Source organism: Paenibacillus sp. T2-29 (genome assembly GCF_052921365.1).
The window spans coordinates 1-21568 of sequence record NZ_JBREVE010000014.1; the positions used below are offsets into that span (position 1 = coordinate 1).

20 protein-coding genes and 1 rRNA gene are annotated in these 21568 nt (G+C 46.4%); 6 read left to right on the forward strand and 15 right to left on the reverse strand.

Annotated elements, in window-relative coordinates; genetic code table 11:
• Positions 1-101 (reverse strand): 16S ribosomal RNA (locus tag ACU1JV_RS25380); the annotation flags it as partial.
• Between the two features lie 577 nt (positions 102-678).
• Here ACU1JV_RS25380 and ACU1JV_RS25385 point away from each other — a divergent pair.
• Positions 679-813 (forward strand): hypothetical protein, encoded by a 135-nt coding sequence (locus ACU1JV_RS25385; protein ID WP_165083863.1) that lies wholly within the window; start codon positions 679-681, stop codon positions 811-813.
• Positions 814-1186: 373 nt separating this feature from the next.
• Here the strand turns inward: ACU1JV_RS25385 and map are convergent, their stop codons facing one another.
• Positions 1187-1933, reverse strand: coding sequence for a type I methionyl aminopeptidase (gene map / locus ACU1JV_RS25390; RefSeq protein ID WP_013369117.1), 747 nt, complete (start codon positions 1931-1933; stop codon positions 1187-1189).
• 192 nt (positions 1934-2125) lie between these two features.
• Here map and ACU1JV_RS25395 point away from each other — a divergent pair, with 192 nt between their 5' ends.
• The 3 genes from ACU1JV_RS25395 to ACU1JV_RS25405 all read left to right on the forward strand — a co-directional run bounded on the left by ACU1JV_RS25395 (position 2126) and on the right by ACU1JV_RS25405 (position 4879).
• Positions 2126-2821 carry a GntR family transcriptional regulator gene (locus ACU1JV_RS25395; RefSeq protein WP_413987405.1) on the forward strand — a complete coding sequence of 232 codons (696 nt, stop codon included), beginning with the start codon at positions 2126-2128 and terminating at the stop codon, positions 2819-2821.
• A 239-nt stretch (positions 2822-3060) separates the two neighbouring features.
• Positions 3061-4608 (forward strand): gluconokinase, encoded by a 1548-nt coding sequence (gene gntK / locus ACU1JV_RS25400; protein ID WP_013369114.1) that lies wholly within the window; start codon positions 3061-3063, stop codon positions 4606-4608.
• 91 nt (positions 4609-4699) lie between these two features.
• Positions 4700-4879 (forward strand): hypothetical protein, encoded by a 180-nt coding sequence (locus ACU1JV_RS25405; protein ID WP_080567850.1) that lies wholly within the window; start codon positions 4700-4702, stop codon positions 4877-4879.
• Between the two features lie 183 nt (positions 4880-5062).
• Here the strand turns inward: ACU1JV_RS25405 and ACU1JV_RS25410 are convergent, their stop codons facing one another.
• The 3 genes from ACU1JV_RS25410 to ACU1JV_RS25420 form a co-directional block, all read right to left on the reverse strand.
• Positions 5063-5182 carry a hypothetical protein gene (locus ACU1JV_RS25410; RefSeq protein ID WP_013369112.1) on the reverse strand — a complete coding sequence of 40 codons (120 nt, stop codon included), beginning with the start codon at positions 5180-5182 and terminating at the stop codon, positions 5063-5065.
• A gap of 107 nt (positions 5183-5289) precedes the next feature.
• On the reverse strand, positions 5290-6117 hold the full coding sequence (locus tag ACU1JV_RS25415; protein ID WP_025678715.1) for a serine/threonine protein kinase: 828 nt from the start codon (positions 6115-6117) through the stop codon (positions 5290-5292).
• 145 nt (positions 6118-6262) lie between these two features.
• Positions 6263-7078: a hypothetical protein gene (locus ACU1JV_RS25420; RefSeq protein ID WP_013369110.1), complete on the reverse strand. Its 816-nt coding sequence runs from the start codon at positions 7076-7078 to the stop codon at positions 6263-6265.
• A 538-nt stretch (positions 7079-7616) separates the two neighbouring features.
• Between ACU1JV_RS25420 and ACU1JV_RS25425 the strand changes: the two genes are divergently transcribed.
• On the forward strand, positions 7617-8573 hold the full coding sequence (locus ACU1JV_RS25425) for an L-lactate dehydrogenase (protein WP_016818814.1): 957 nt from the start codon (positions 7617-7619) through the stop codon (positions 8571-8573).
• 106 nt (positions 8574-8679) lie between these two features.
• Here ACU1JV_RS25425 and ACU1JV_RS25430 read toward each other — a convergent pair whose 3' ends face one another.
• The 5 genes from ACU1JV_RS25430 to ACU1JV_RS25450 are packed head-to-tail and all read right to left on the reverse strand — an operon-like array spanning position 8680 to position 13202.
• Complete coding sequence (locus ACU1JV_RS25430) at positions 8680-9408, reverse strand: ABC transporter permease (protein ID WP_413987404.1); 729 nt, start codon at positions 9406-9408, stop codon at positions 8680-8682.
• A complete protein-coding gene (locus tag ACU1JV_RS25435; RefSeq protein ID WP_264218130.1) occupies positions 9408-10124 on the reverse strand; it encodes an ABC transporter permease in 717 nt (238 codons plus the stop codon). Before ACU1JV_RS25435 ends, ACU1JV_RS25430 begins: the two co-directional genes overlap by 1 nt.
• A complete protein-coding gene (locus tag ACU1JV_RS25440; protein WP_013369106.1) occupies positions 10121-11038 on the reverse strand; it encodes an ABC transporter ATP-binding protein in 918 nt (305 codons plus the stop codon). The genes ACU1JV_RS25435 and ACU1JV_RS25440 overlap by 4 nt, the downstream gene beginning before the upstream one ends.
• Positions 11039-11097: 59 nt before the next feature.
• Complete coding sequence (locus ACU1JV_RS25445; protein ID WP_413987403.1) at positions 11098-12528, reverse strand: HAMP domain-containing sensor histidine kinase; 1431 nt, start codon at positions 12526-12528, stop codon at positions 11098-11100.
• Positions 12528-13202 carry a response regulator transcription factor gene (locus ACU1JV_RS25450; RefSeq protein WP_064962229.1) on the reverse strand — a complete coding sequence of 225 codons (675 nt, stop codon included), beginning with the start codon at positions 13200-13202 and terminating at the stop codon, positions 12528-12530. The genes ACU1JV_RS25445 and ACU1JV_RS25450 overlap by 1 nt, the downstream gene beginning before the upstream one ends.
• A gap of 150 nt (positions 13203-13352) precedes the next feature.
• Here ACU1JV_RS25450 and ACU1JV_RS25455 point away from each other — a divergent pair, with 150 nt between their 5' ends.
• Positions 13353-15155, forward strand: a complete 1803-nt coding sequence (locus ACU1JV_RS25455) for an alpha-glycosidase (RefSeq protein ID WP_413987402.1) — start codon at positions 13353-13355, stop codon at positions 15153-15155.
• Positions 15156-15884: 729 nt separating this feature from the next.
• On the opposite strand, the gene manZ is transcribed toward ACU1JV_RS25455, so the two are convergent.
• The 5 genes from manZ to ACU1JV_RS25480 form a co-directional block, all read right to left on the reverse strand.
• Positions 15885-16727 (reverse strand): PTS mannose transporter subunit IID, encoded by an 843-nt coding sequence (manZ, locus tag ACU1JV_RS25460; RefSeq protein ID WP_446724699.1) that lies wholly within the window; start codon positions 16725-16727, stop codon positions 15885-15887.
• 11 nt (positions 16728-16738) lie between these two features.
• Positions 16739-17509: a PTS mannose/fructose/sorbose transporter subunit IIC gene (locus tag ACU1JV_RS25465; RefSeq protein WP_013369101.1), complete on the reverse strand. Its 771-nt coding sequence runs from the start codon at positions 17507-17509 to the stop codon at positions 16739-16741.
• A 31-nt stretch (positions 17510-17540) separates the two neighbouring features.
• A complete protein-coding gene (locus tag ACU1JV_RS25470; protein ID WP_013369100.1) occupies positions 17541-18029 on the reverse strand; it encodes a mannose/fructose/sorbose PTS transporter subunit IIB in 489 nt (162 codons plus the stop codon).
• A gap of 2 nt (positions 18030-18031) precedes the next feature.
• Positions 18032-18451, reverse strand: a complete 420-nt coding sequence (locus tag ACU1JV_RS25475) for a PTS sugar transporter subunit IIA (RefSeq protein ID WP_013369099.1) — start codon at positions 18449-18451, stop codon at positions 18032-18034.
• A 199-nt stretch (positions 18452-18650) separates the two neighbouring features.
• Entirely contained in the window at positions 18651-21443 is a 2793-nt protein-coding gene (locus ACU1JV_RS25480; RefSeq protein WP_413987401.1) for a sigma-54-dependent transcriptional regulator, read from the reverse strand.
• Positions 21444-21568: the final 125 nt, after the last annotated feature.

Below are 21568 nucleotides of genomic sequence, written 5' to 3' on the forward strand. Positions count from 1 at the left end.
TAGATTATTTAGAAGCAAGCTTCTAAATAATCCCGCTCGACTTGCATGTATTAGGCACGCCGCCAGCGTTCGTCCTGAGCCAGGATCAAACTCTCCATTAAAGACCAACCGGAGTTGGTTTATAGAAAGAGCGATTAGCTCATGTTGAAACTGACGAGATAAAATATCTCAATGTTGATTTTGCGAACAAAATCATTTACTCACTCGTTGTTCAGTTTTCAAAGATCAAATTCTTTTTCACTGCGTTTTTCAGCAGCTATAAGATCATATCATGTTCATTTCAAAAATGCAAGGTTTATTTTTTTCTTCTTTTCGAAGATTGTTTCGCCCTAGTTATTCTCTTTCGAAACGGCTGTTTTGTTGTCAGCTCAAATAATATACCATTTAGCTTTACTGATTACAACATGTAAAAAATTCCAGTTAATAACCACCAACCGATTTTTTTCAACATCAGTTCTACAACTGTATCCATTAAACCTTTGAATTTGTTTTTCTTCATTATAGACATCGTGAGTATTTAACTGGATCTATTGCATGCAGGCAATTGCTTTAGAGCAAGCATCATTAGCTAAAGTCAGATAATGACCTTGTTTTTGAATACCATAAAACTAATGCATTTAAGTGTATATTGGAGCATGAAAATCGAGATCCAACAAATGCTGAAATGACAGAGGGTCAATTGTCAATAGTTCTTCCATTGCTGGTCTGAAAGCATTTCCGGCATACGGCGCTTACGTGGCACCAAAACATGCAATTCAAGGTCTTACCAATGAAGCGAGCTGGCGATCCAGCAGTTGCAAAAGGTTCGCTTGATTCTCTCTGACGAAGCTTCCTATATAATTGGATCAACGTTAACGATTGATGTTGGCTTGGTACTTTTTAAAATTACTTACCCCAAAAAATAGCATCCTTGTATATTTCACATATATGCTTTCCCATCACCGTCAGCATCAGGCTCTTCTTTTCTTCAGCAGAAAAGTAGCCTTCTTCCATAGGTTGTCAGTCCGGTCATTCTCACTACATGCAGAACCGTGAAATACAGTCCACTTACAGAACTAATCCGCGTCAGAGAATTCTTTTATAGAATGCACGTGGTAAAAGAGGCCGTCCTTTGGACAGCCTCTTTTCTGTAATATGTCTACTTATTTAATTCGTTAGTCTGTACGTTACTGATGGATGCATGCTTTTATTGCTGGGTCAAAATGATTGGACCGTCTGCTGTAATTGCCAGCGTATGCTCGTATTGTGCCGACAAACCGCCGTCCAACGTACGCGCGGTCCAGCCGTCCGCATCAATTTTACTACGGTATGTGCCTGTGTTGAGCATCGGCTCAATTGTAATGACCATGCCCTCTTTCAAGCGTGGTCCACGGTGCGGAGGTCCGTAATGTGGAACCTGCGGTTGCTCATGCATTTCTTCCCCAATGCCATGCCCAATAAATTCGCGTACGACCGAGAAGCCTTCCGCTTCCGCGTAAGTTTGGATCGCATGGGAAATATCCCCGATCCGATTACCAACAACAGCTTGCTCAATCCCTTTATACAGAGACTCTTTGGTAACGTCCAACAGCTTTTGTGCCTGCTCAGACACATTCCCTACCGCGTACGACCAAGCAGAATCCGCCAACCAGCCATTCAGGTTCACAACCATGTCGATCGTCACGATGTCGCCGTCCTTCAATGGTGTTTTGTTAGGAAAGCCGTGGCAAATCACATCATTAGGTGAACCACAAGTTGCAAACTGGTAGCCGTTATAACCCTTTTGCTCCGGCGTTGCGCCGTGCTTCTTCATAAATGATTCTGCAAAGGCGTCGATTTCCAGTGTCGTAATACCCGGCTTAATCATTTTGGCAATTTCCCGGTGGCAAGCAGCCAAAATTTCGCCGGCTTTTTTCATATTTTCAATTTGTTCTTTGGTTTTAATGATAATCATTAAACGTTCTCCTTCTTATCCGTGTTCGTTCCACTTTTCGCTGCTTCTTTTTTCTGTTTCTATTGTAACGCTAAAAGCAGTGAAATGGAACCGATGTCAATTGATACCGTTTACAGGGGCTTAAACGGGGTTTATAATACTCCATAATTTGTATACAAGTATGCAAAATTATTTGCAAGATAGGAGTATTCTATGAAATATCCAACAACCTGGTTACAGGGCGCATCGCTTGGAGAGAGGATTGCTTGTGAACTCCGACTTCAGATTATACGCGGTATGCAGACACCCGGCACTGTTCTATCTGAGAATCAGATTGCTACCGATTTTGGTACCAGTCGTTCTCCTGTGCGTGAAGCCATGAAAGTGCTCTCAGGCGAAGGACTTATCCGTTTGGAGCGCATGGGGGCGGTTGTGATCGGCATGACACCCAGTGATATGGAGGAGCTATTCGACGTACGAATGCTGATTGAGCATTTTGTTGTTCAAAGGTATGTACATAAGGATAATAGCATATTGGTAACCACTTTAAATCAGATGATCGACAAAATGGAAGTCGCTCTCAAGCACAGGGATATCGCTGAGTTTTCTCTTCAGGATTTTAATTTTCATGAAGCTCTGGTTCTGGAAGCAGGCCATACCCGTATTCTCCATACCTGGAATGGTATGAGACAGTTGATCCTGACAGTTATGCTGGCTGCGACAGAACAACGATTTGCGTCTAACATCGAAGAATCTCAAGTCACGATTCGCAAGCACCGCACCTTTGCAAATACTTTAAACCAAGCGAATGCTCAGGAGTTGTCACGACTTATCGAGGAACATTATCGAGACACCCGCAACGCGGTTAACGATAGCGTTTTGTCCTCCTATAGAAAGACATTATCCTAGTTGCAACATGCTTGGCAAAGAGCCAATGTACCGCGTCTTTATGCGTGCTCCAGCTGACGCGGCTCTTTTTCCAGACTCAATTGTCGACAAGTATACAATTATCTATACATATTGTTGCCTTCATTCTTTTAAATGTTATGGAACCATCCTCTCCCTGGTCGCTTTCGGTTTGATTGTACTGCTGGATGTGTTAATTTAACGATAATGAGCTAATAAGGTAAGTGAAGGGGAGAATGAATATGACTGAAACCCGATATATGATCGGCGTCGATATTGGCACAACCAGTACCAAGGCAGTGCTTTTCGAAGAAAACGGCAATATTGCCGCGCAGCATCATGTGGGCTATCCACTCCATACACCTGAGCCAGATGCGGCAGAACAGGACCCTGAAGATATTTTCAAAGCTGTCGTAGCGACGGTGCAAGAGGTCATGACACAAAGCGGAGTACCCGCCGAACATGTGCTGTTCGTCTCCTTTAGTTCGGCTATGCACAGCGTACTGGCGGTAGACAAGAACGGTAAACCACTGACCGCCTCCATCACTTGGGCAGATAACCGTAGTGCCAAATGGGCTGAAGCGCTCAAACATAAATACAATGGACACGATATTTACTTACGCACTGGAACGCCCATTCACCCCATGTCACCGCTGACGAAACTGATGTGGATTACACGAGATTTACCGGATGTTGCGGCCCAGACGTACAAATTTATTTCTATAAAAGAATATGTCTTTGCCCGGTTATTCCACCAATATGTCGTGGATCACTCGATCGCCTCCGCTACCGGACTCATGAATTTGAAGCAGCTGGATTGGGACGAGGAAGCGCTCACTATTGCAGGTGTGACGAAGGAGCAACTGTCCGAACTGGTGCCGACAACTCATGTGCTAAAAGGGCTTGACGCAGCCTATGCACATGACATGGGCCTGCTGGAGACGACTCCTTTTGTGATCGGAGCCAGTGACGGTGTCTTATCCAACCTCGGTGTGAATGCAATCAAACCCGGAGTTGTCGCTGTTACCATCGGCACCAGCGGAGCCATCCGTACTGTAGTTGATAAGCCTCTCACCGATGCCAAAGGGCGCTTTTTCTGTTACGCCTTGACCGAAAAGCTGTGGGTCATCGGCGGCCCGGTGAACAACGGCGGTATCGTTTTCCGCTGGATACGGGATGAATTTGCAGCCTCTGAGGTGGAAACTGCCAAACGCTTGGGAATTGATCCGTATCATGTACTGACCCAAATCGCGGAACAGGTGCGTCCCGGCTCGGACGGTCTGCTTTTCCTTCCGTATCTATCCGGCGAACGCGCTCCTCTGTGGGACCCAAATGCGCGCGGCTCCTTCTTCGGCCTGTCCCTGCGGCACAAAAAAGAGCACATGATTCGCGCCGCACTGGAGGGCGTACTGTTCAATCTGTATACAGTCATGCTCGCTATGGAAGAAGTCATCGACAGACCGTCAGTCATTCATGCCACGGGTGGATTTGCACGCTCGGAGCTATGGAGACAGCTCATGGCGGATATTTTCGACCAGGAAGTCATTATTCCCGAAAGTCTGGAAAGCTCATGTCTAGGTGCAGCCATTCTAGGCTTGTACGCGTTAGGGCGAATTGATTCGCTAGATGCAGTATCCGGTATGATCGGCACCACTCATCAGCATAAACCTGCGGCAGAGCATGTAGATATCTATCGCGATTTACTGCCGATCTATATTCGCATTTCCCGTAAATTTGAAGAAGAGTTCAAGGATATTGCAGAATTTCAGGCCAAGTCCCTACAATTTTAAATTAGTGGAACCTGTTCTAATACTGTTGCGTATTATCGTTTTATAAGACCTGTCTATGTCAGTTGGATAGGATAAGAAGGAGGATTAGACGATGCTCAAAAACTTACTGCACCGCCTGCTACATTCCACCTCTCATTCCCATAAGCGGCGATACAGCAGCTCAGATCGTTATTACGACCGTAAACGCCATTCTTCATCAGACGGATACAAGAACAGCCATAACGGTCACCGATATTACAAGGATAAACGCCGTCATTACTCCAGTTCCTAGCCAAACCACACGAAGCAGGGGCGGAGTACAACGTAACACAGAAGCAAACCACAGGCTCCTTAAACTTATAAAGCGAAGCCCCTTCTCATCGAGGGCCTTCGCTTTATTGTTGTGCGCCCTTCGTTTTGCAGAGCAACATCAGTGCACCTTACAGGAAATCGGCTATAACCGAAATTACATAAATTACAGAAACAGGGTTTTAGAGATGATCACCAGCAAAATAAACAGTACCAGAATCGCCCCTACAGAGGTCCAGGCACCTACACCGCAACCCATACCGCCTACTCCGCACATATGACTCATTTACAACACTCCCTTCGCTCATTTACAGGATCATTGTATGTAGACCTGGCCTAATGCGTAAGGGGGGCATTCCCCCATTTTTGCGGCGAATGCCTGTTTATTTTCAGCTACCGTTCTGGATTAACCTCTAGCAGCAACAATGCTTCCTCCAGCTCCTGCATAAACTGTCGACTGTTTTCATAACGTGGGCGAATTTGAAAAAGCCGCTCCAGTATATGACGCACTGGTTGACTTAATACTAATTCTTCCTGCCAGCTTCCAGGCGGTTGATCCGGCTGAGGCTCATAACTGCTATACAGCATAAAGAGCATAAAATGCCCGATATCGTACAAATCGCTGTAAAAAGCGACATCTTGTCGCTCAGGTGCGCGCTTTTCCAGCATGGCTTCGGTGAATACATCCTCCTGTCGTTCTCCCACGGCCAGAGCAAGCCCAAAGTCAATTAGGTACGGCTTCCCTTCACGGTGAATTACGTTAGGGATGCGAATATCACGATGGATATATCCCCGTTCATGCACATGCAAAACTCGCTCCATTAACTCTAAAATGTAGACGATACATTCCTGTTCCGTAAAGGAACGCTCCTGTTCAAAGATAAGCTCCTCCAAGGTCATACCGGAGACGTATTCCATGACCATATACATTTCGTCCGAATGTTTGTCATTCTCGAGCAGTTTCGGAATATAAGGATGCTCCATCTGTCGCATAATGTGAGCCTCGCGCTGCAATAGCTGAACTGCCTGCGCTCGTTTGCTCGGTCTGGGCAGTTTGACCGCCACCTCTTGCCCGCTGTGCCGATCCAGACAGAGGTAGGTTAAACCATAGCTACCCATGCCTAAAAGCGAACGAACACAATAACGTCCGCTCAGCAAATCACCAGGCTGTTTGGGATAATCCATCCATGATTCATAAATATTCCGCAACCAAGCAAACATACTTAGATCCTTTCTTATACATGCCGCACCACGTTTCCTATGCGACTTGTCCTCGTATTCTTGTATTCCGTTATTATATCATCCACGCCAAAAGACCATCAGAACCGATTAGGTCTGATGGTCTTATTAGACAAGATAATGTTCGTTATGCCTCTCTACGGCTACGCGGTGTCAGACCGAGCCAGGACAACAGCGAACTGCGCGTTTTGCGTTGCCTGCCCTGGTAGGTACGTAAATTAGTGATTAACTGCCGATCCCGTTCTTCCTCGACCCTTTCTTTCATCCAACGTTTATGATCCTCCAGTTGGTTAGATAAGCTAACATTTTTCTCCACCAAACGGCTATGCTCTGCTTCCAGTTCCTCCAAACGGCTCCGCATTTCCGACAAAGCGGTTTGCACCATATCCTGCATCTGCGCCAGCTCTTGCGGCTCTACAGACTCCTGTGTTTGTACGGATACAGGTGCTTGCTCCAATCTATATTCAATGGCTGATGTCAAAGTCTGAAGCTGCTCCTGCGGTTGCATGGGTTCCTCCGACAATTCCTGAACGCTCATTTCATCCTCTAACTCTGTCAGCTCAACCGTAGCAGCAGCTTGCTCCTGCACGACTGTCTCTTCTCTGTTCTCAGCCGCCGCCATTATTTCTTGCCAGGTTGCGGTCAGTGACTCAGCATCCGAGATAGGTGGCAAGCGGAATTCTTCATCCTCCAGTTGGAAGGGAGCGGTTATTCGCTCAAGTACCACCTGAACGGATTGCTCCATCGTCATATGCTGCTCACGCAGCGCCCTCCGCATCACCTTCAAACAATCAACATCCCCAGCACTGAACATTCTCGACTGATTAGCGGAACGCTGAAACACGTATCCCTGTTCCTCCAGCGCCGCTGCATATTTACGAAGGGTACTCGCCCCAATCCCCAGTTGCTTCGCTGCTTCCGTCGTCGACTTGCTTTCTTCCATTTAATCATTACCTCCCCGGATGGTATGGAAAGAAATAAGCTTGTATATGTAGAATTCGCGGAAACCATTGGAAATCCTTTGGCAAAAATGTTCTAATAATGCAGACTACTAAGAACCTTTGTCATAAACGAATACATTATAAAAATACAAGAAGCGACATCGTTGAGAATGCCCCTTCACTATATACTCTTAAGGTTCTTTATGAAGCGTCACATAAATGTCACACCTTTAATATTGTCATGGCAACATTTCTTCCATGAATATGGTCCATGTTATGATTTATACGAAAGCCATTTATAAATAAATGGCTATATTCTATCCTGCTCTTCCCTAAAAAATATTGATAATCCACGCTTATTCTTTAATTATTCCTAAATAGCTCTCCCTACTCACCTTTCGTTTTTTAATTTAGCGGAATGAGGGCAAAAAAATGGATATTTTCAAAAGATCAGCAATATGTTATGTTATGTAACGTAAAATGGATTTCAGGCATAATTTGTAGCATATTAACGTTCGCTGGAACGAGGAGGAAACATAAATGAAGGGGAAGGCAAGGAAAGTAGCGATTGTCGGCGCTGGAATGGTCGGTTCGAGCTGTGCCTACTCAATGGTCAATCAGTCCATTTGTGATGAAATCATGATGATTGACCGCACGTATGACCGAGCTTTAGCCCATGCACTGGATCTGTCCCATTGTATGGATTTTACGTCTACACGCACCAAGGTCCGTGCAGGCACATATGCAGACTGCACGGATATGGATGTTGTGATTATAACAGCTGGATCCAACCCTAAACCCGGCCAAGACCGCTTGTCTGTATTGGACGATGCCGTGCATATCACCAGAGAGATTGTGACAGCTATTATGGAGGGCGGTTTCGACGGTATTTTCGTTATTGCCGCTAATCCTGTCGACATTGTTACTTATCTGGTGCAGAGTATATCCGGTCTGCCGCGTAATAAGGTGATCGGCACAGGCACCTCTATTGACTCATCCCGACTCAAGACGTTGCTTTCTGAGGTATTTTCCATAGATCCACGCAGTGTGCAGGGGTATGCCTTGGGCGAGCATGGCGAATCCCAATTCGTGGCCTGGTCGCACGTCACGATTGGCGGCAAGCCGCTCTTGCACATTTTGCGTCAGCATAAGGAACGATTCAGACACGTTGATCTGGATGACATCGCCCGTAAAACAAGGGATGCCGGTTGGGAGATTTTCACCCGCAAAGGTGCCACTTATTTTGGTATTGCCAATGCGCTGGCTTACATTACCCGTTCCATCTTAAATGACGATGGTAAAATTATAGCGATCTCTGCCGTATTGGACGGCGAGTACGGACACACGGATGTCTGCACGGGCGTTCCGGCAATCATCGGCAGTAGAGGAATTCAAGAGGTCATCGAGCTTGAACTGAGTCCAGAAGAACAAGCCAAGTTCGACGCCTCTTGCCGCCTGATCAGCGACAATATTCGTGCCATTTCAGGCTTAGTGTAAGCCCATAGAGTAAGTACCTTATTCAGAACACGAACCTGCCGCACAGCAAAAAAAGCTCCTTGCCCTCATTTAGGGTAAGGAGCTTTTACAGTTCCCACATTTCGTCTTATATCTCTTTATAACGAAATATCGTCAGACCAGCAAACGCAAACACGACAAAGCTACCCAGTACCACCATCAAGAGTGTATCCGTTGGCACCATGAATGCCCCGAAATTGTCTCCTCCACTCGGCATCATCGCCAATAGAGGCTGTGTCCATGGATAGTACGGACCATAGGTCTGAGAGTTGGCGACCAGCATATTGGGCACGGTGAAGACGAAATTCAAAGCAAGCGGTGCAGCAAAGCTGGACCACAGAAAGGAGACCAGCAGTTGCAGGGCAGCCAGCGGCAGACAAGCAACCCAGCCCGCAAGCAGGCTTTGGGCAATCACGGCCCAAGGGATCGGCCCGTTCATCCCCTGCACAGCTCCAACACCCAGCAACGCTCCTCCAAACAGCAACTGAGTCAATCCGACCATAGCCATAATGATGGTCAGCTTGGCTGCATACAGACCCGTGCGGGACAACGGTAGTGACATCAGCTGCTTCCAGCCGCCGCCCCCATGCTCAAAACGGCAGACTAGAGACCCAAACACGGCCGTCAGCATCGGCAGGAACAGCATTGCATGTATTGTAAGCATGGCAGCCAACAGCAACAGCCAGTTTCCTCCCGGATTCGCCAGTAAACCAACTAGGACGGCAATCGCCGGGCTGACGAGCGCAAGCAGCCAGACGGGCGATTTCGCCATTTTCAGGCGTTCGACAGAAAGTAACCGTACGTATCCTCCGAACATTACGCCACATCCTTTCGGCTAAAATGAGCTGCGGTCAGCAGGCTGAGAAGTGCACCTGTTGCGCATCCGATAGATGCGAATATCCACGCTTGTGGCGCAACCCAGGCGAATTGCGGCCAAGCCAGCGGAAACCATTCGGACAGTTGGGAAGCGAATAAGCTGCCAATGCCTAACGTAATGCCCAGTGTTACAGGCAGAGCTTGATTATGGAACGTGACCGTTAGCCACAACAACAATACGAGTATAGGCAGCGTGCCGCCTAAGGGCCAAAACCCGAGCCGCAGTAGCTCCCCTATCGGTGCTGGCTCTCCCCCAAAGCCAAGAAGCATCCCCAAGGTCCAAGTCCCTACCGTCAAGAGTAGGCAGGACACGCACAGCATTCCAATGGCCAGTGTTAGCTTTGCCATATAAACACTAAATTTGGAAATAGGCAAAGCCAACAGCTGCTTCCAGGAGTTAGAGGTATGCTCCACATTCGCCAACATGGAAGCGACCATCGTGGCTCCTAACACAAGTGCAAGGGGAACAAACAGTGCGATGTTATCCATCAAGCTTTCCCATAAGCGGCCCTTATATCGCGGAATCAGATAGTCATAGCGGAGCCCAAAGTTCAGTCCCTGCATCGCCACCAGCCCAAGAGGACCGAGGTATACCAGGAACCAGATTCCCTTTCTGCGTGCTTTGAGCAGATCCGCTGTCAACGCTCGCAGCATCATAGGGAGCCCCCTCCTTTGCCCACCACCTGCATGAACATATCCTCCAACGATTTGCGGCGTTCCTCCACACGATATACGGCATGTGTGTTTTCAACTAATCTTCTAACTAGCAGCGCAACAGCCGCATCATTCATGTTGTCAAAATCCAGCGCTGACCCGTCCTTCACTGAATGGTAGCCCTGTTCACGTGCAATCAATTGGGCTGCTTCCGGCTCCGATACTACGATCCGAATCCCCCCTGCGGACTCCTGACGAAGATTGTGAATCGTATTTTGGAAGACCAGTTGTCCTTCACGGATAATGCCGACGGTATTCGCCATATGCTCTACCTCACTCAGCAAATGGCTGGATACCAGTACAGTGATCCCCCGCTGCTTGGGCATCGCCTGTATCAATTCGCGCATTTCCTGAATGCCCTCGGGGTCCAAGCCATTCGTTGGCTCGTCCAGAATAAGCACTTCGGGATTGCCGAGCAGGGCTGCTGCGATACCAAGTCTCTGCTTCATGCCCAGCGAGTAACCTTTAACCGGGCGTTTAGCGTGCTTGGTCAGCCGAACGACCTCCAATACTTCCGCAATGTTCTCTTTCGGCACATTCAAAATACGACGAATAGCCTCCAGATTTTCGACGGCGTTCAAATGACCATAATACGAAGGATACTCTACCAATGAACCGACTTTACGCAAAATATCGAGTCTATGTCTGCGAATATCTTTGCCGAATATACGGATCGTTCCTCGAGTTGGGCGAATAAGCCCAAGTAGCATGCGGATCGTTGTCGTTTTCCCTGCTCCATTGGGTCCGAGAAATCCGTAAATATCTCCCCGCGCTATTTTCAGGTCCAGCTGATTAACCGCGGCGCGGCCTTTGTATATTTTGCTGAGACTGTTCGTTTCAATGATTGATTCGTTCAAGTTCCTCACCTCGACACCTATCGTAACGCGCCAAGTTTAAAGCCAAGGGAACACTGAGTTTAAGTTTTGTTTAAAAAACAGATTCGTGTCCCGGCCGATGAACTGCAAATCTCCCTCTCCAAATTCATTTCGCACGCCAATAGTTCTGTGATCGCCAGGCCAATTCCAGCTCCTTTTTCACTGGATTGCCGTTCCATTCCCGGGCCTTTATCTGCAATGACCAATGCCTCTCTCCCGTTAACCTTCTGAACTTGAATACCAATATACCGGCCTGAGGCAGCATGACGAACTACATTTTGAAAAAGATTATCCAGCAGACGACGGAAGCCCTGCTCGTCGACATTCCACACCATACTATGCTCGGGCAGGTCGATATCCACTTCAAAGCCTTCCTTTTCCCACACCGGATACCAGCTGGCCGCACACTCGCGCACCAGCCGCAAAATATCACGCGGTTCGTTATTCATGGTGTATTTGCCACTAGATAGGAGATTATAGGTCAGCAAGTTGTCGATCAGACTTCCAAGGTCTTTTAACTTATTTTCCATTAGTGTAATCGACTGCTTCCCTCTGCTGCTCAGGTTTTCTGCATCCAGTGTATACAGATGACTGCGCACAACCGTAAGCGGTGTTCGAATATCGTGTGACAGATCAGCGACCAGCCTCTTCCGCAGTTCCTCCTCCTGACGCTCACGTCCTCGGCTCTCTGCCAACTGTTCGACCATCCGATTAAAAGCTTCCTCCAGTTTGCCGATTTCATCCGGGCGACCGGTGGCAACGAGGATGGGTAACCCATCCTCTCCTCGCTGCGACATGGCGGCCTGAAGCTGCAACAACCTCCGCCGAATGCCTCCAAAAAACAGAAGAGATACGAATATAAAACCTCCCAGAACCAATAGAATAAAAAGGAGATAGTACATCAACATGCCATTATCAGTAGACGACTGTTCAAAAAACGAACGGGGCACCTTTAATACCATATAGCCCTGATTCACATCATCCTTGCCCCCGCCGATAAAGGCCACGACTGTAAACGGCCCATCATAGCTGGCTTGCTTCATAAAAGCTATAGCCTGCGCTGCGCTCCATTGTTTTGGAATGTTAGGTTGTGTCGGCAGCTCCAGCCTGGTTAACCCTGCGGTATCGACCCAAAATATTTGTGAATCCGGGAACATATTTTGCTGTATTTTACGCAGATGGGCTGAGATTTGCTCTGGATTAGCCCCCTTCAAAGCTATAGCTTCTCGATGCCAGCTATTTTCAGTATGGGTCGTAGAGGGATAGTAAGGATTCGTAGGCTTGATATCCGTCTGCAAATTCAACAGTATGCTATATATTAAGGTTGTAACAGGCAATACAATGGGCAACAGCACCATAGCAAACACAATAATGACCAGATAGCGGAACAACAATGAATTACGAAACCGCCCTCCCTGACCTGGACGGAAGTTGCGATGTAATCCTGTCCACCTTTTACGCATACCGTTCATTATGCTTTCACCCGATAACCTACACCACGGATCGTCTCAATGATACGGGGTGTGGCAGGATCAATCTCCAGCTTTTCCCGCAAGTGCCGGATGTGGACCATCAAGGTTTTGTCTCCGTCGATATACGGATCTCCCCACACCGCCTCATACATTTGTTCCTTCGTCATAATCTGGCCCAAATGCCGCAGCAAATAAGCAAAAATATGATATTGCTTGCCTGTCAGCGTAATTTCCTCCCCGGTATCACGATTTACAATACGATTATCTGGAGGAAACACAGACAGATGCCCCAGTTGTAGAGATTCTTCGGATACGCTTCCTGATCGCCGCAGCAAAATTTCCATACGTGCTATGAGTTCATCGGGGTGAAAGGGCTTTGTCACATAATCATCAGCAAAATCCAATCCTTGCAGCTTATCGTCAATGGATGTACGGGCAGACAACATGAGAATGGGAAGCTCCGGGTACTCTTTCTTGAGCCGCTTCCCAATAGTGAACCCATCCAGACCAGGTAACATCACATCCAGAATCACGAGCTGGCACGTACGAGCTGCTTCCACAGCCCCATCTCCGCTGCGAAGCCAGGTTATAGCGTAATTTCGCTCTTCCAAATACTGATGCGTCCAAGCACCAATATCTTGGTCATCTTCGATGTATAGCACATTTGTTTTCATAATAGACACCTACTTATCGTTTTTCTTTTATGTAATGGGCATTATAGCATTTATGGTACATAACCCACTTAAAAAGGTTAATAACTACCTTATACGACATACGCTTCACAATTTCAAATTTGAATGCAGGTGAACAAGGAGGCCTATCAGATGCTGCTGGAAGCGATATACCACCACCCGAAACGTAATTGGGCTTTTGGTTATGATGATGAAACGATAATTTTACGGCTTCGTGCAAAGAAAAATGACCTGACTTCTGTTCATGTTCTTACCGTAGATAAGTACGACTGGGATCGTACTCGGCAGCTTATTCCGATGTCCAAATTTGCCACCGATGGCAGGTTCGATTACTACGAATGTACTGTAAAGCCTACTCACCGTCGGCTGAAATATGGATTTTTGCTGGAAGATGGCGAGGAACGAATTTGGATGAACGAGGAAGATTTCACCACCGAGGAACCTCAAAATGCAGACAGTCTGTTCCAATATCCGTTTTTAAATCCGATTGATATTTTGAAGCCACCCGCATGGGTGAAGGATGCTGTATTTTATCAGATTTTCCCAGAACGCTTTGCCAATGGTGACCCCTCCATTAGCCCGGAAGATACTGAGGACTGGGGTGGCACACCGCAAAGAGATAATTTTTTCGGTGGCGATTTACAAGGGATTCTCGATCATCTAGATCATCTGAACGAGCTGGGAATCAACGCCATATATATGACTCCTGTCTTCAAGGCGACGACCAATCATAAATATGATACTGAGGATTATATGGAGGTAGACCCGCACTTCGGGGACAAAAAGATATTAAAAAAGCTGGTGAAGGCCTGCCACGATCGGGGAATCCGGGTACTGCTTGATGCGGTGTTCAACCATTCAGGACGTACCTTTAAACCGTTCGTGGATGTACTGGAAAAAGGCGAAGCCTCACCTTACAAGGACTGGTTCCATGTTCATAGCTTTCCGCTGGAAGTGGTCGATGGCACACCGACCTACGATACATTCGGGCTTGAACCGATGATGCCCAAGCTGAACACGGAACATCCTGAGGTAAAAGAGTACCTGCTGAATGTGGCAAAGCATTGGATTGAAGAGGTCGGTATCGACGGCTGGCGACTGGATGTGGCAGACGAGGTAGATCACGCCTTTTGGCGTGAATTCCGTACGACGGTCAAGCAGGCTAATCCGGAGGCGTACATTTTGGGCGAAATGTGGAACGAATCATCAGAATGGCTTCAGGGTGACCAGTTCGATGCGACGATGAATTATCCATTCACCTATGCGGTGAATGATTTTTTCGTCAAAAAAGTGACCGATACCCAGAGCTTCGCCTTCGCCATTGGACGCCAGCTTGCCCGCTATCCGCAGCAGGCATCCGAGGTTGCCTTTAATCTGCTGGATAGCCATGATACACCACGCCTACTGACGCTGTGCGGGGGCGACAAACGACTGATGCGGCTGGCTGCTTTGTTCCAGTTCACGTATATGGGCGCACCCTGCATTTTTTACGGCGATGAGATCGGCCTGGATGGAGATGCCGATCCAGGCTGCCGCCAGTGCATGGAGTGGGATACCGACAAGCAGGACCACGAGCTGTTCAACTTTTATCGTGAGCTGATCGCTCTTCGCAAGGCGCACCCTGTCCTTCGTGATCAAGGAAGCATCACTTTCCTGGAGGCACAACCGGAGGGCGCTTCACTCGCCTACGAGCGGCGCAGCGACGAAGAAGTGTTGCTTGTGCTGCTCAACCGTTCGGATGAGCAGCACACTTTTGAATTGTCCATTCCAGAGCAGGAATGGCAGTTAGTCTTTGGCGAAGGCCAGTGGTCCGTAGGAGCAAAGGGGCTGCATGCCGAGCTTTTGCCTTACGGATATGCTGTGCTGAAGGCAACACCTGTGCGATCAGTCAACTCTGCAAAAGAAGGCGACAACAAGACGCAAATAAAGGCATAAGCTAGGTAGGCGGATGCTGATAAAAGCACCTGCGAACTATGGGGAAAATTGAGATCGCCGGGAACAAGTTATCTAACTTATTCCCGGCGATTTTTTTACGTTGAGGATATAGCTTTTTGTACAAGCTGATTATTTATTTTGGACATCTGTTCTTACTACCCCAACGTCCGACGCATTGATAGAAATGGGGTTACCGCCTTGTCCTGTTTGAGCTGAAGAAGATTGTCTAACGTCCACCCTAATTCTTTTGCCCTTAAAGCCAGTTCGTCTCCTTTTTCCCAATGCCATGGCCTCCTTAAGTCTTCGTGGCTTCATAAACCTCTCAATATGACCTAACTGTGAAGAGATATGCTATATGCATATGCCACTGAAGAAAACAGGTCTCGGCGAATATCAGATCATAGAGAAAAGAGGCTGTTAGTACCCGATCTGGCAAGATCCTCCAAAAAATTACAACGAACATACTAACAGCAAAAGAGCGGAACCTGCTTTTACAGGCTCAATGTGGCTTTAAAACCATCATTGAGCCTGTTGTGATTAATGATAGAGAATCATTGCTTATGTCAGTTTTCAACAAGCCAGTAGCCTTTCATGACTATCGTTGAGCGCTTGCAGATTCGCTTGTAGATGATTGAATATTTTAATCAGTAAAATTTAAAGCGTTTACAAATTAAGCGGCAGGTTGCCGGTCATAGACGATTGCTTGACCGGATCACTTTACAAATTGGCTTAAGCCAATACACCAAGAGCGTATCCAATAATTCCTATTGCGAATAAAGCAAAAATCAGAGCTATAGCATTCACTTTCTTTTTGAGCAGTCTCATGCATAAAAAAGTCAGCAAAAGAGGTAACAGTCCAGGTATCAATTGATCCAGAATCATCTGTATCGTCGTAACAACCTCTACTCCATCCGAACGGGTATATCGGGATACTTCGAGTGGTATATTCAGAGTAGTCCATTTAGATACGAGTGCGCCCATAACAAATAGTCCCAGGATGGAGGCCGATTCCGTAAGCTTTTGCAGCCGGTTTCCGGACATGTCGGACACAATCTCCGTCCCTTTTTGGTAGCCGTATTTCAGTCCGTACCACTTGGTAGCCAGGCGAATAACATTAAAGAGCAAGAAAAATAGGACAGGCCCGATAACGCTTCCGGACAACGCAATGGAAGCTCCTAATGCAGCCAGAACGGGGCGTAATGTTCCCCAGAAGATAGGATCCCCTACTCCAGCCAAAGGTCCCATTAAGCCAACTTTCACGCCACTTATGGTAGCATTATCAATCGGCTGTCCATTGGCTTTCTGCTCCTCCATAGCGGCCGTTACCCCCATAATCGGTGCAGAGATAAACGGTTGAGTATTAAAAAACTCCAAATGCCGCTTTAGTGCTTCTTTTTGGTCTTCCTTCTTGCTGTATAGCCGCTTGATTGCCGGAATCAAGGTGACACAAAAACCAATCGACTGCATACGCTCAAAATTAAACGAGCCCAGCAGGAACCATGAACGGAAAAACATTTTGTTTAAATCGCTTTTGGTCAACTTTTTTTCTTCCATAATACCCCACTCTTTCATTAAGAATTTCTTTAGAGCTCTTCAATTTCACCCACTTGATCTTTGCGCTGGCTATATTTGGGATTGAGCTGGATATACAGCAGAGCCAGAACCGCTCCCATGATTCCAAAGCCAACCAGATTGATGCTTGTAAATGCCGCGATGACAAAGCCCAAGAAAAAGAAAGGCATCAGATATTTGGCTGCCATCATGTTAATAACCATGGCATATCCTACAACGACGATGAATCCCCCTGCAATTTGCAGCCCTTTTGTAATGACCTCCGGGATGGCATCCAGCAAAGTCGTAACTAGACCGGTTTCTGCTGCAATAGCCACCAATACGGCAGGCAAAGCGACACGTAATCCCTGAAGAAGGAGGGCTATGAAGTGACATAATTCAATTCCTTTGAAATTTGAAGATTCGGCATATTTATCTGCCAGATGCTGAAAGAACACGGTAATCGTTCTAACAAAGATAGTTAACACTTGTCCGCCAGCCGCAATCGGAATCGCAACGGCAATTCCCGCACCGATCGATTGGTGCCCGACAATAACCAATATGGTTGAGACTACACTGGCCAAAGCCGCATCCGGAGCCATGGACGCTCCGACATTCATCCAGCCCAAAGCCAACAATTCCAGCGTACCGCCTAGAATAATACCGGTTTTGAGATCTCCCAGGACCAGACCGATCAGTGTACACGCAACTATAGGACGATGAGTCTGTCCTTCATCCAAAACACTGCCCATTCCGCAAATGGCTGCAACCAGCGTGACCATTACGATTTCAAAAACACTCATGTTTGACCCCCTCTCTTATGCGTACGTGTTGTTAAAACTGGACATTTTGGAGCTTGTTAATCAAATTAATTTTAGGATCACTGGCCACTTTTCTAATCTCCAGTTCTATCCCCTTTTCGTGCAATTTATAAAATGCCTCTACATCCTGCTTGTCTACGGACACTGCTCCGGTAATTTGTGTTTTGCCTTCTTTGAAGCACATTCCACCTACATTTACCGATGTAAACGGTACCCCACCTTCAACAACCCGCAGTACATCCGTGGGATTGGTAAACAGGAACAAGGTCTTGAAATCGTTATATTTAGGATTGTTATAAGCTTCAATCGCTTTCGCAATCGTGACAACATAAGCTTTAATCCCCGGCGGCGCCACTTGTAACAATAAGGTTTTGCGCAGCGTATCCGCAGCGACCTCATTGCTGACGGCGATAATTTTGTTACACTTCGTTTCCTTCACCCACACAGTAGCCACCTGACCATGAATCAGACGGTCATCAATACGAACAAATGATATTTCCATACCTATAATTCCTCCTCTGTTTGTATGTCCCGGATGACACGAAAAGACTTCATTGAATCCTGACCCGCACGGATGGCCAGATCACTCAGATTCTCCACGTTCTCCAGCCCTCTATTAGTCAGCAGGTCTACGATCATTGGCAGGTTTACCCCTGTTACAATGTCCATTTTTTCATACCTGGCCACAATCCTACTGGCCGCATTATAGGGACTGCCACCAAACAAATCGACGAGAAAAATCAATCCGTCCGTCCAATCAATTGTTTCCAAGGCCGCTTTGTACTTCTCAACAAGTCCGTTAACACTTTCACCTGGTTCAAACGTTACACCCACCACATTTTCCAGATGGCCGAAAATCATTTCCGTGGATCTTAGGATCTCTTCGGAAAATTTTCCATGAGTGCCAACAATAACACCTATCATTTGTTTCACCCCCTCCTTGCATCCTTCGCCTATACTTATATGCAAGTCTCATGCCAAGATTCTGTATGATGCGATTAACTATCAAAAAAAAGACCAAACCCTCGGCTGCTCCGGGAATTTGGTCTTTTCTCATCAACTACTTATTATCCTTATCCGCATGATTAATACACATCCAGCATCGTTTTATACACTTGCGCCACTACTTGGGGATACAGTTATATACTTCGCTTAGAATTTCGCAAATATAATATTTTTCATCATTAGTCAGCTTAATGTTAATACTGGAGGCAAATATATTGCAGGAACGGTTCACCACATCGATTAATCGTTGGTCAAGCAAGGATACATCCTCCTGATACACTAGCCCTTCTCCAATGACCATTCGTTCCAGCGCATGAGCCGTATGAACAGCAAGCTGAACCTTCTTTGCATAATGGAAATCAGCCTCCAGTTCCTGTTCCAGCTGCTCGATAAATTTCATCAAAATCCCCAAAATTTTGTGAGGATTCAAATAAGTCATAAACTCCTTTAGCGTATCCTCACATAGATCTCTTACGACCACGCTTCCGTGTTCATGCATAACAGGCAACTGATTGTTGAGCAACAATTCTCTTAATGCCTGTTCACCGCTTGCCTCGATCAGTTTTTCCAAAGGGATAAACGGTACATTGAGCTCGCTTGGCCGCTTAACCCCAATCACCGCAAGAAGCGTATGCTTGGCCCGTAAATCCTTCACCACTTTATCCAATTCCCTGACCTTTGCCGGTACAACAACTATTTTCTCTTCGGTTAAGTCATAAACAACCTTCTCTACAAACTCCTTTAGCTTGGCGGCGGCACCTTTGCCGGAGGAACAGACCGTCACGATTACCTTATTACTGGTCTTTTCCGCTTTCACTCCAGCATTTCCAGTGTTATATCCACGAAAATCCTTCAAAGATTGATAAATTTCCTCTATATTCATATCAAAAATACTGGCCTTTCGCACAGCCTCCAACACAAGCGGGGTTGAAACCATATCGATAGTCTTCACCTTAATCCCGACACGTTCCATAATGGTTGCTTCAAGATTGAGCAAGGAGCCCATATCAACCAGCAGCAATACGCCTCTGCCATTGTCAATGTCCTTCACTTTATCCACAATAACTTCCAGGATTTCTCTAGGACTAACATCCAAAGGCATGTCTACTGCGCAAATATTTGAGCTTCCCAGCAGGCTGTCGACAACGCTAACGACACTGCTTGCCGTACTGTTGCCATGTGCAGCTACAATGATTCCCACATTTCCCTGGTGCTCCTCTTCTACCGATTTCAGAAGAATCGCCACATAGGTAGTCTCGGCATCGGGTACGTTGACTTCAAACTTGGACTCGATCAAATCCTTGATCATAAGTGCCAGTCTGTATTCTTCATCCTGATCATTCATCGGATCATAGATTTGTTTACTGACATATTTTTTCTCCCGGATTCGCTTTAAGAAGGCACTCAAATGAAGACTGAAGGCATAAACAAACCTGTCGCTGTAATTTCTATTCAATTCTTTTTGAGCCATCTCTTGCACCTGTTCAGCGAACTCCAGAATATTTCTGCCTACGATCTTAAGAATCCGTTCCCGTCCCCCTTTGATGTTATAAAATCGGTTATAGAAACTTTTGATGTGAATATTGACATCTGTAGTTATAAACTTATTGATAAAACTGTCATCGAGTCCTTCTTCTTTGAGCATCCCTATCTTGTCTTCAATCAATTTGTACAGGTTGAACGGCAGTTCAGAAGCGTCTGCTTCATCCATTCCTTTGCTGCCTTCAGGAGTAATATACAGCGAGGAGTTGACCATCTCCATTTCGGCAATCTCCTTGCGGTTCTTCCCCATATTAAATAGGCCTTCCTTGATATTTCCGGGCAAAATTTTAAAATCAAGTTCAATCTCTTCCTTATTTTCATGTATGCTGTTCAAAAATCCTTTGGCACACACAAGCTGAATGTTCGATTTCAACTGACCGATATTGCCATAGGTTACGCTGCCAATCAGTGCTTTTACAGTTTCCAATTCAACCCTAATGGGCTTGTTCACACGATGGGCTTCGTTTGCAAAGAGATGCTTCAGGATCAAAAACCGCTCCTCAACGGTCCGCTCTTGCAAGGAAGGAATGTTGATCGTAATCGGTATCCGTCTGATAAAGGTTTTCAACATAGAAGAACCGGGATCTTCGGTCGTAGCGCCGATGAGCAGCACATTCGCTTCCCGCTTGCGCTCCGACTCGCCCAATTTGTTGTAACTGTTCGTGTCCATGAAATAAAATATCATTTCTTGGCCTTCTGGGGGCAGCCGATGAATCTCATCCAAAAACAGGATGCCCCCATCCGCTTTCTCAACCAGCCCCTCTTTCTCCCGATCAGCCCCGGTAAATGCTCCTTTTACATGACCAAAAATGTGGGAAAGTAGCAGTTGAGGGTTATTGTAATAATCGGCGCAGTTAAATACGATAAACGGTGCTTGCTCTGAAAAGCGCTTCATATATTTACCATAATTATACATCAACCTAGCGAACATTGTTTTCCCAACGCCAGTCTGCCCCACAATCAGCGTATGTAAGCCCTTCGGCGGGTATAATATTGCCGCTTTTCCCTGCTCAACCTGGTTTCTCATACTCCCCATGAAACCGATTAAGGCGTGAAACGGATCCACTTGCTCTCCAGGCAGCAATATTTCATGAATGCTGTTGACTTGGATTTGTTTCTCTTTAAGCTGAACCCGAAAGGTCTCCTCGATCACCTGCTTGTGCAAAAACTTGACGGGTCTCCCCTTGATTTTAATAATCAAGTCGGCGCGAAGTAGACTATTAAGCTCCTTGCTTACATTATTCCTTAACATATTGTGTTGATCGGCTATTTCCGCTGCCGTAATTCCACTGCCGTCCTGCAAGGCCTCTACCGACAGTTTCTTTGTCCCATTGGCAATATACTCTAAGATCTCATCAATTCGTTTCACGGTATTCCCCCATGCTGACTAGTTCTTATTTAATTAGTATATAAAAAAAGAAATAATCCTCTACAAGAAAATAAACTGACAAGTTAATCATTAATCTGATACCCTTTTTATTGAATCTATCCAAA

Coding starts and splice junctions, on each gene's coding strand:
- ACU1JV_RS25455 (WP_413987402.1), top strand. CDS start 13,353: ATGCTGCTGGAAGCGATATACCACCACCCGAAACGTAATTGGGCTTTT.
- ACU1JV_RS25395 (WP_413987405.1), top strand. CDS start 2,126: ATGAAATATCCAACAACCTGGTTACAGGGCGCATCGCTTGGAGAGAGG.
- gntK (WP_013369114.1), top strand. CDS start 3,061: ATGACTGAAACCCGATATATGATCGGCGTCGATATTGGCACAACCAGT.
- ACU1JV_RS25410 (WP_013369112.1), bottom strand. CDS start 5,182: ATGAGTCATATGTGCGGAGTAGGCGGTATGGGTTGCGGTGTAGGTGCC.
- ACU1JV_RS25405 (WP_080567850.1), top strand. CDS start 4,700: ATGCTCAAAAACTTACTGCACCGCCTGCTACATTCCACCTCTCATTCC.
- ACU1JV_RS25465 (WP_013369101.1), bottom strand. CDS start 17,509: ATGAGTGTTTTTGAAATCGTAATGGTCACGCTGGTTGCAGCCATTTGC.
- ACU1JV_RS25470 (WP_013369100.1), bottom strand. CDS start 18,029: ATGGAAATATCATTTGTTCGTATTGATGACCGTCTGATTCATGGTCAG.
- ACU1JV_RS25415 (WP_025678715.1), bottom strand. CDS start 6,117: ATGTTTGCTTGGTTGCGGAATATTTATGAATCATGGATGGATTATCCC.
- ACU1JV_RS25420 (WP_013369110.1), bottom strand. CDS start 7,078: ATGGAAGAAAGCAAGTCGACGACGGAAGCAGCGAAGCAACTGGGGATT.
- ACU1JV_RS25475 (WP_013369099.1), bottom strand. CDS start 18,451: ATGATAGGTGTTATTGTTGGCACTCATGGAAAATTTTCCGAAGAGATC.
- ACU1JV_RS25450 (WP_064962229.1), bottom strand. CDS start 13,202: ATGAAAACAAATGTGCTATACATCGAAGATGACCAAGATATTGGTGCT.
- map (WP_013369117.1), bottom strand. CDS start 1,933: ATGATTATCATTAAAACCAAAGAACAAATTGAAAATATGAAAAAAGCC.
- ACU1JV_RS25430 (WP_413987404.1), bottom strand. CDS start 9,408: ATGTTCGGAGGATACGTACGGTTACTTTCTGTCGAACGCCTGAAAATG.
- ACU1JV_RS25435 (WP_264218130.1), bottom strand. CDS start 10,124: ATGATGCTGCGAGCGTTGACAGCGGATCTGCTCAAAGCACGCAGAAAG.
- ACU1JV_RS25425 (WP_016818814.1), top strand. CDS start 7,617: ATGAAGGGGAAGGCAAGGAAAGTAGCGATTGTCGGCGCTGGAATGGTC.
- ACU1JV_RS25445 (WP_413987403.1), bottom strand. CDS start 12,528: ATGAACGGTATGCGTAAAAGGTGGACAGGATTACATCGCAACTTCCGT.
- manZ (WP_446724699.1), bottom strand. CDS start 16,727: ATGAAAGAGTGGGGTATTATGGAAGAAAAAAAGTTGACCAAAAGCGAT.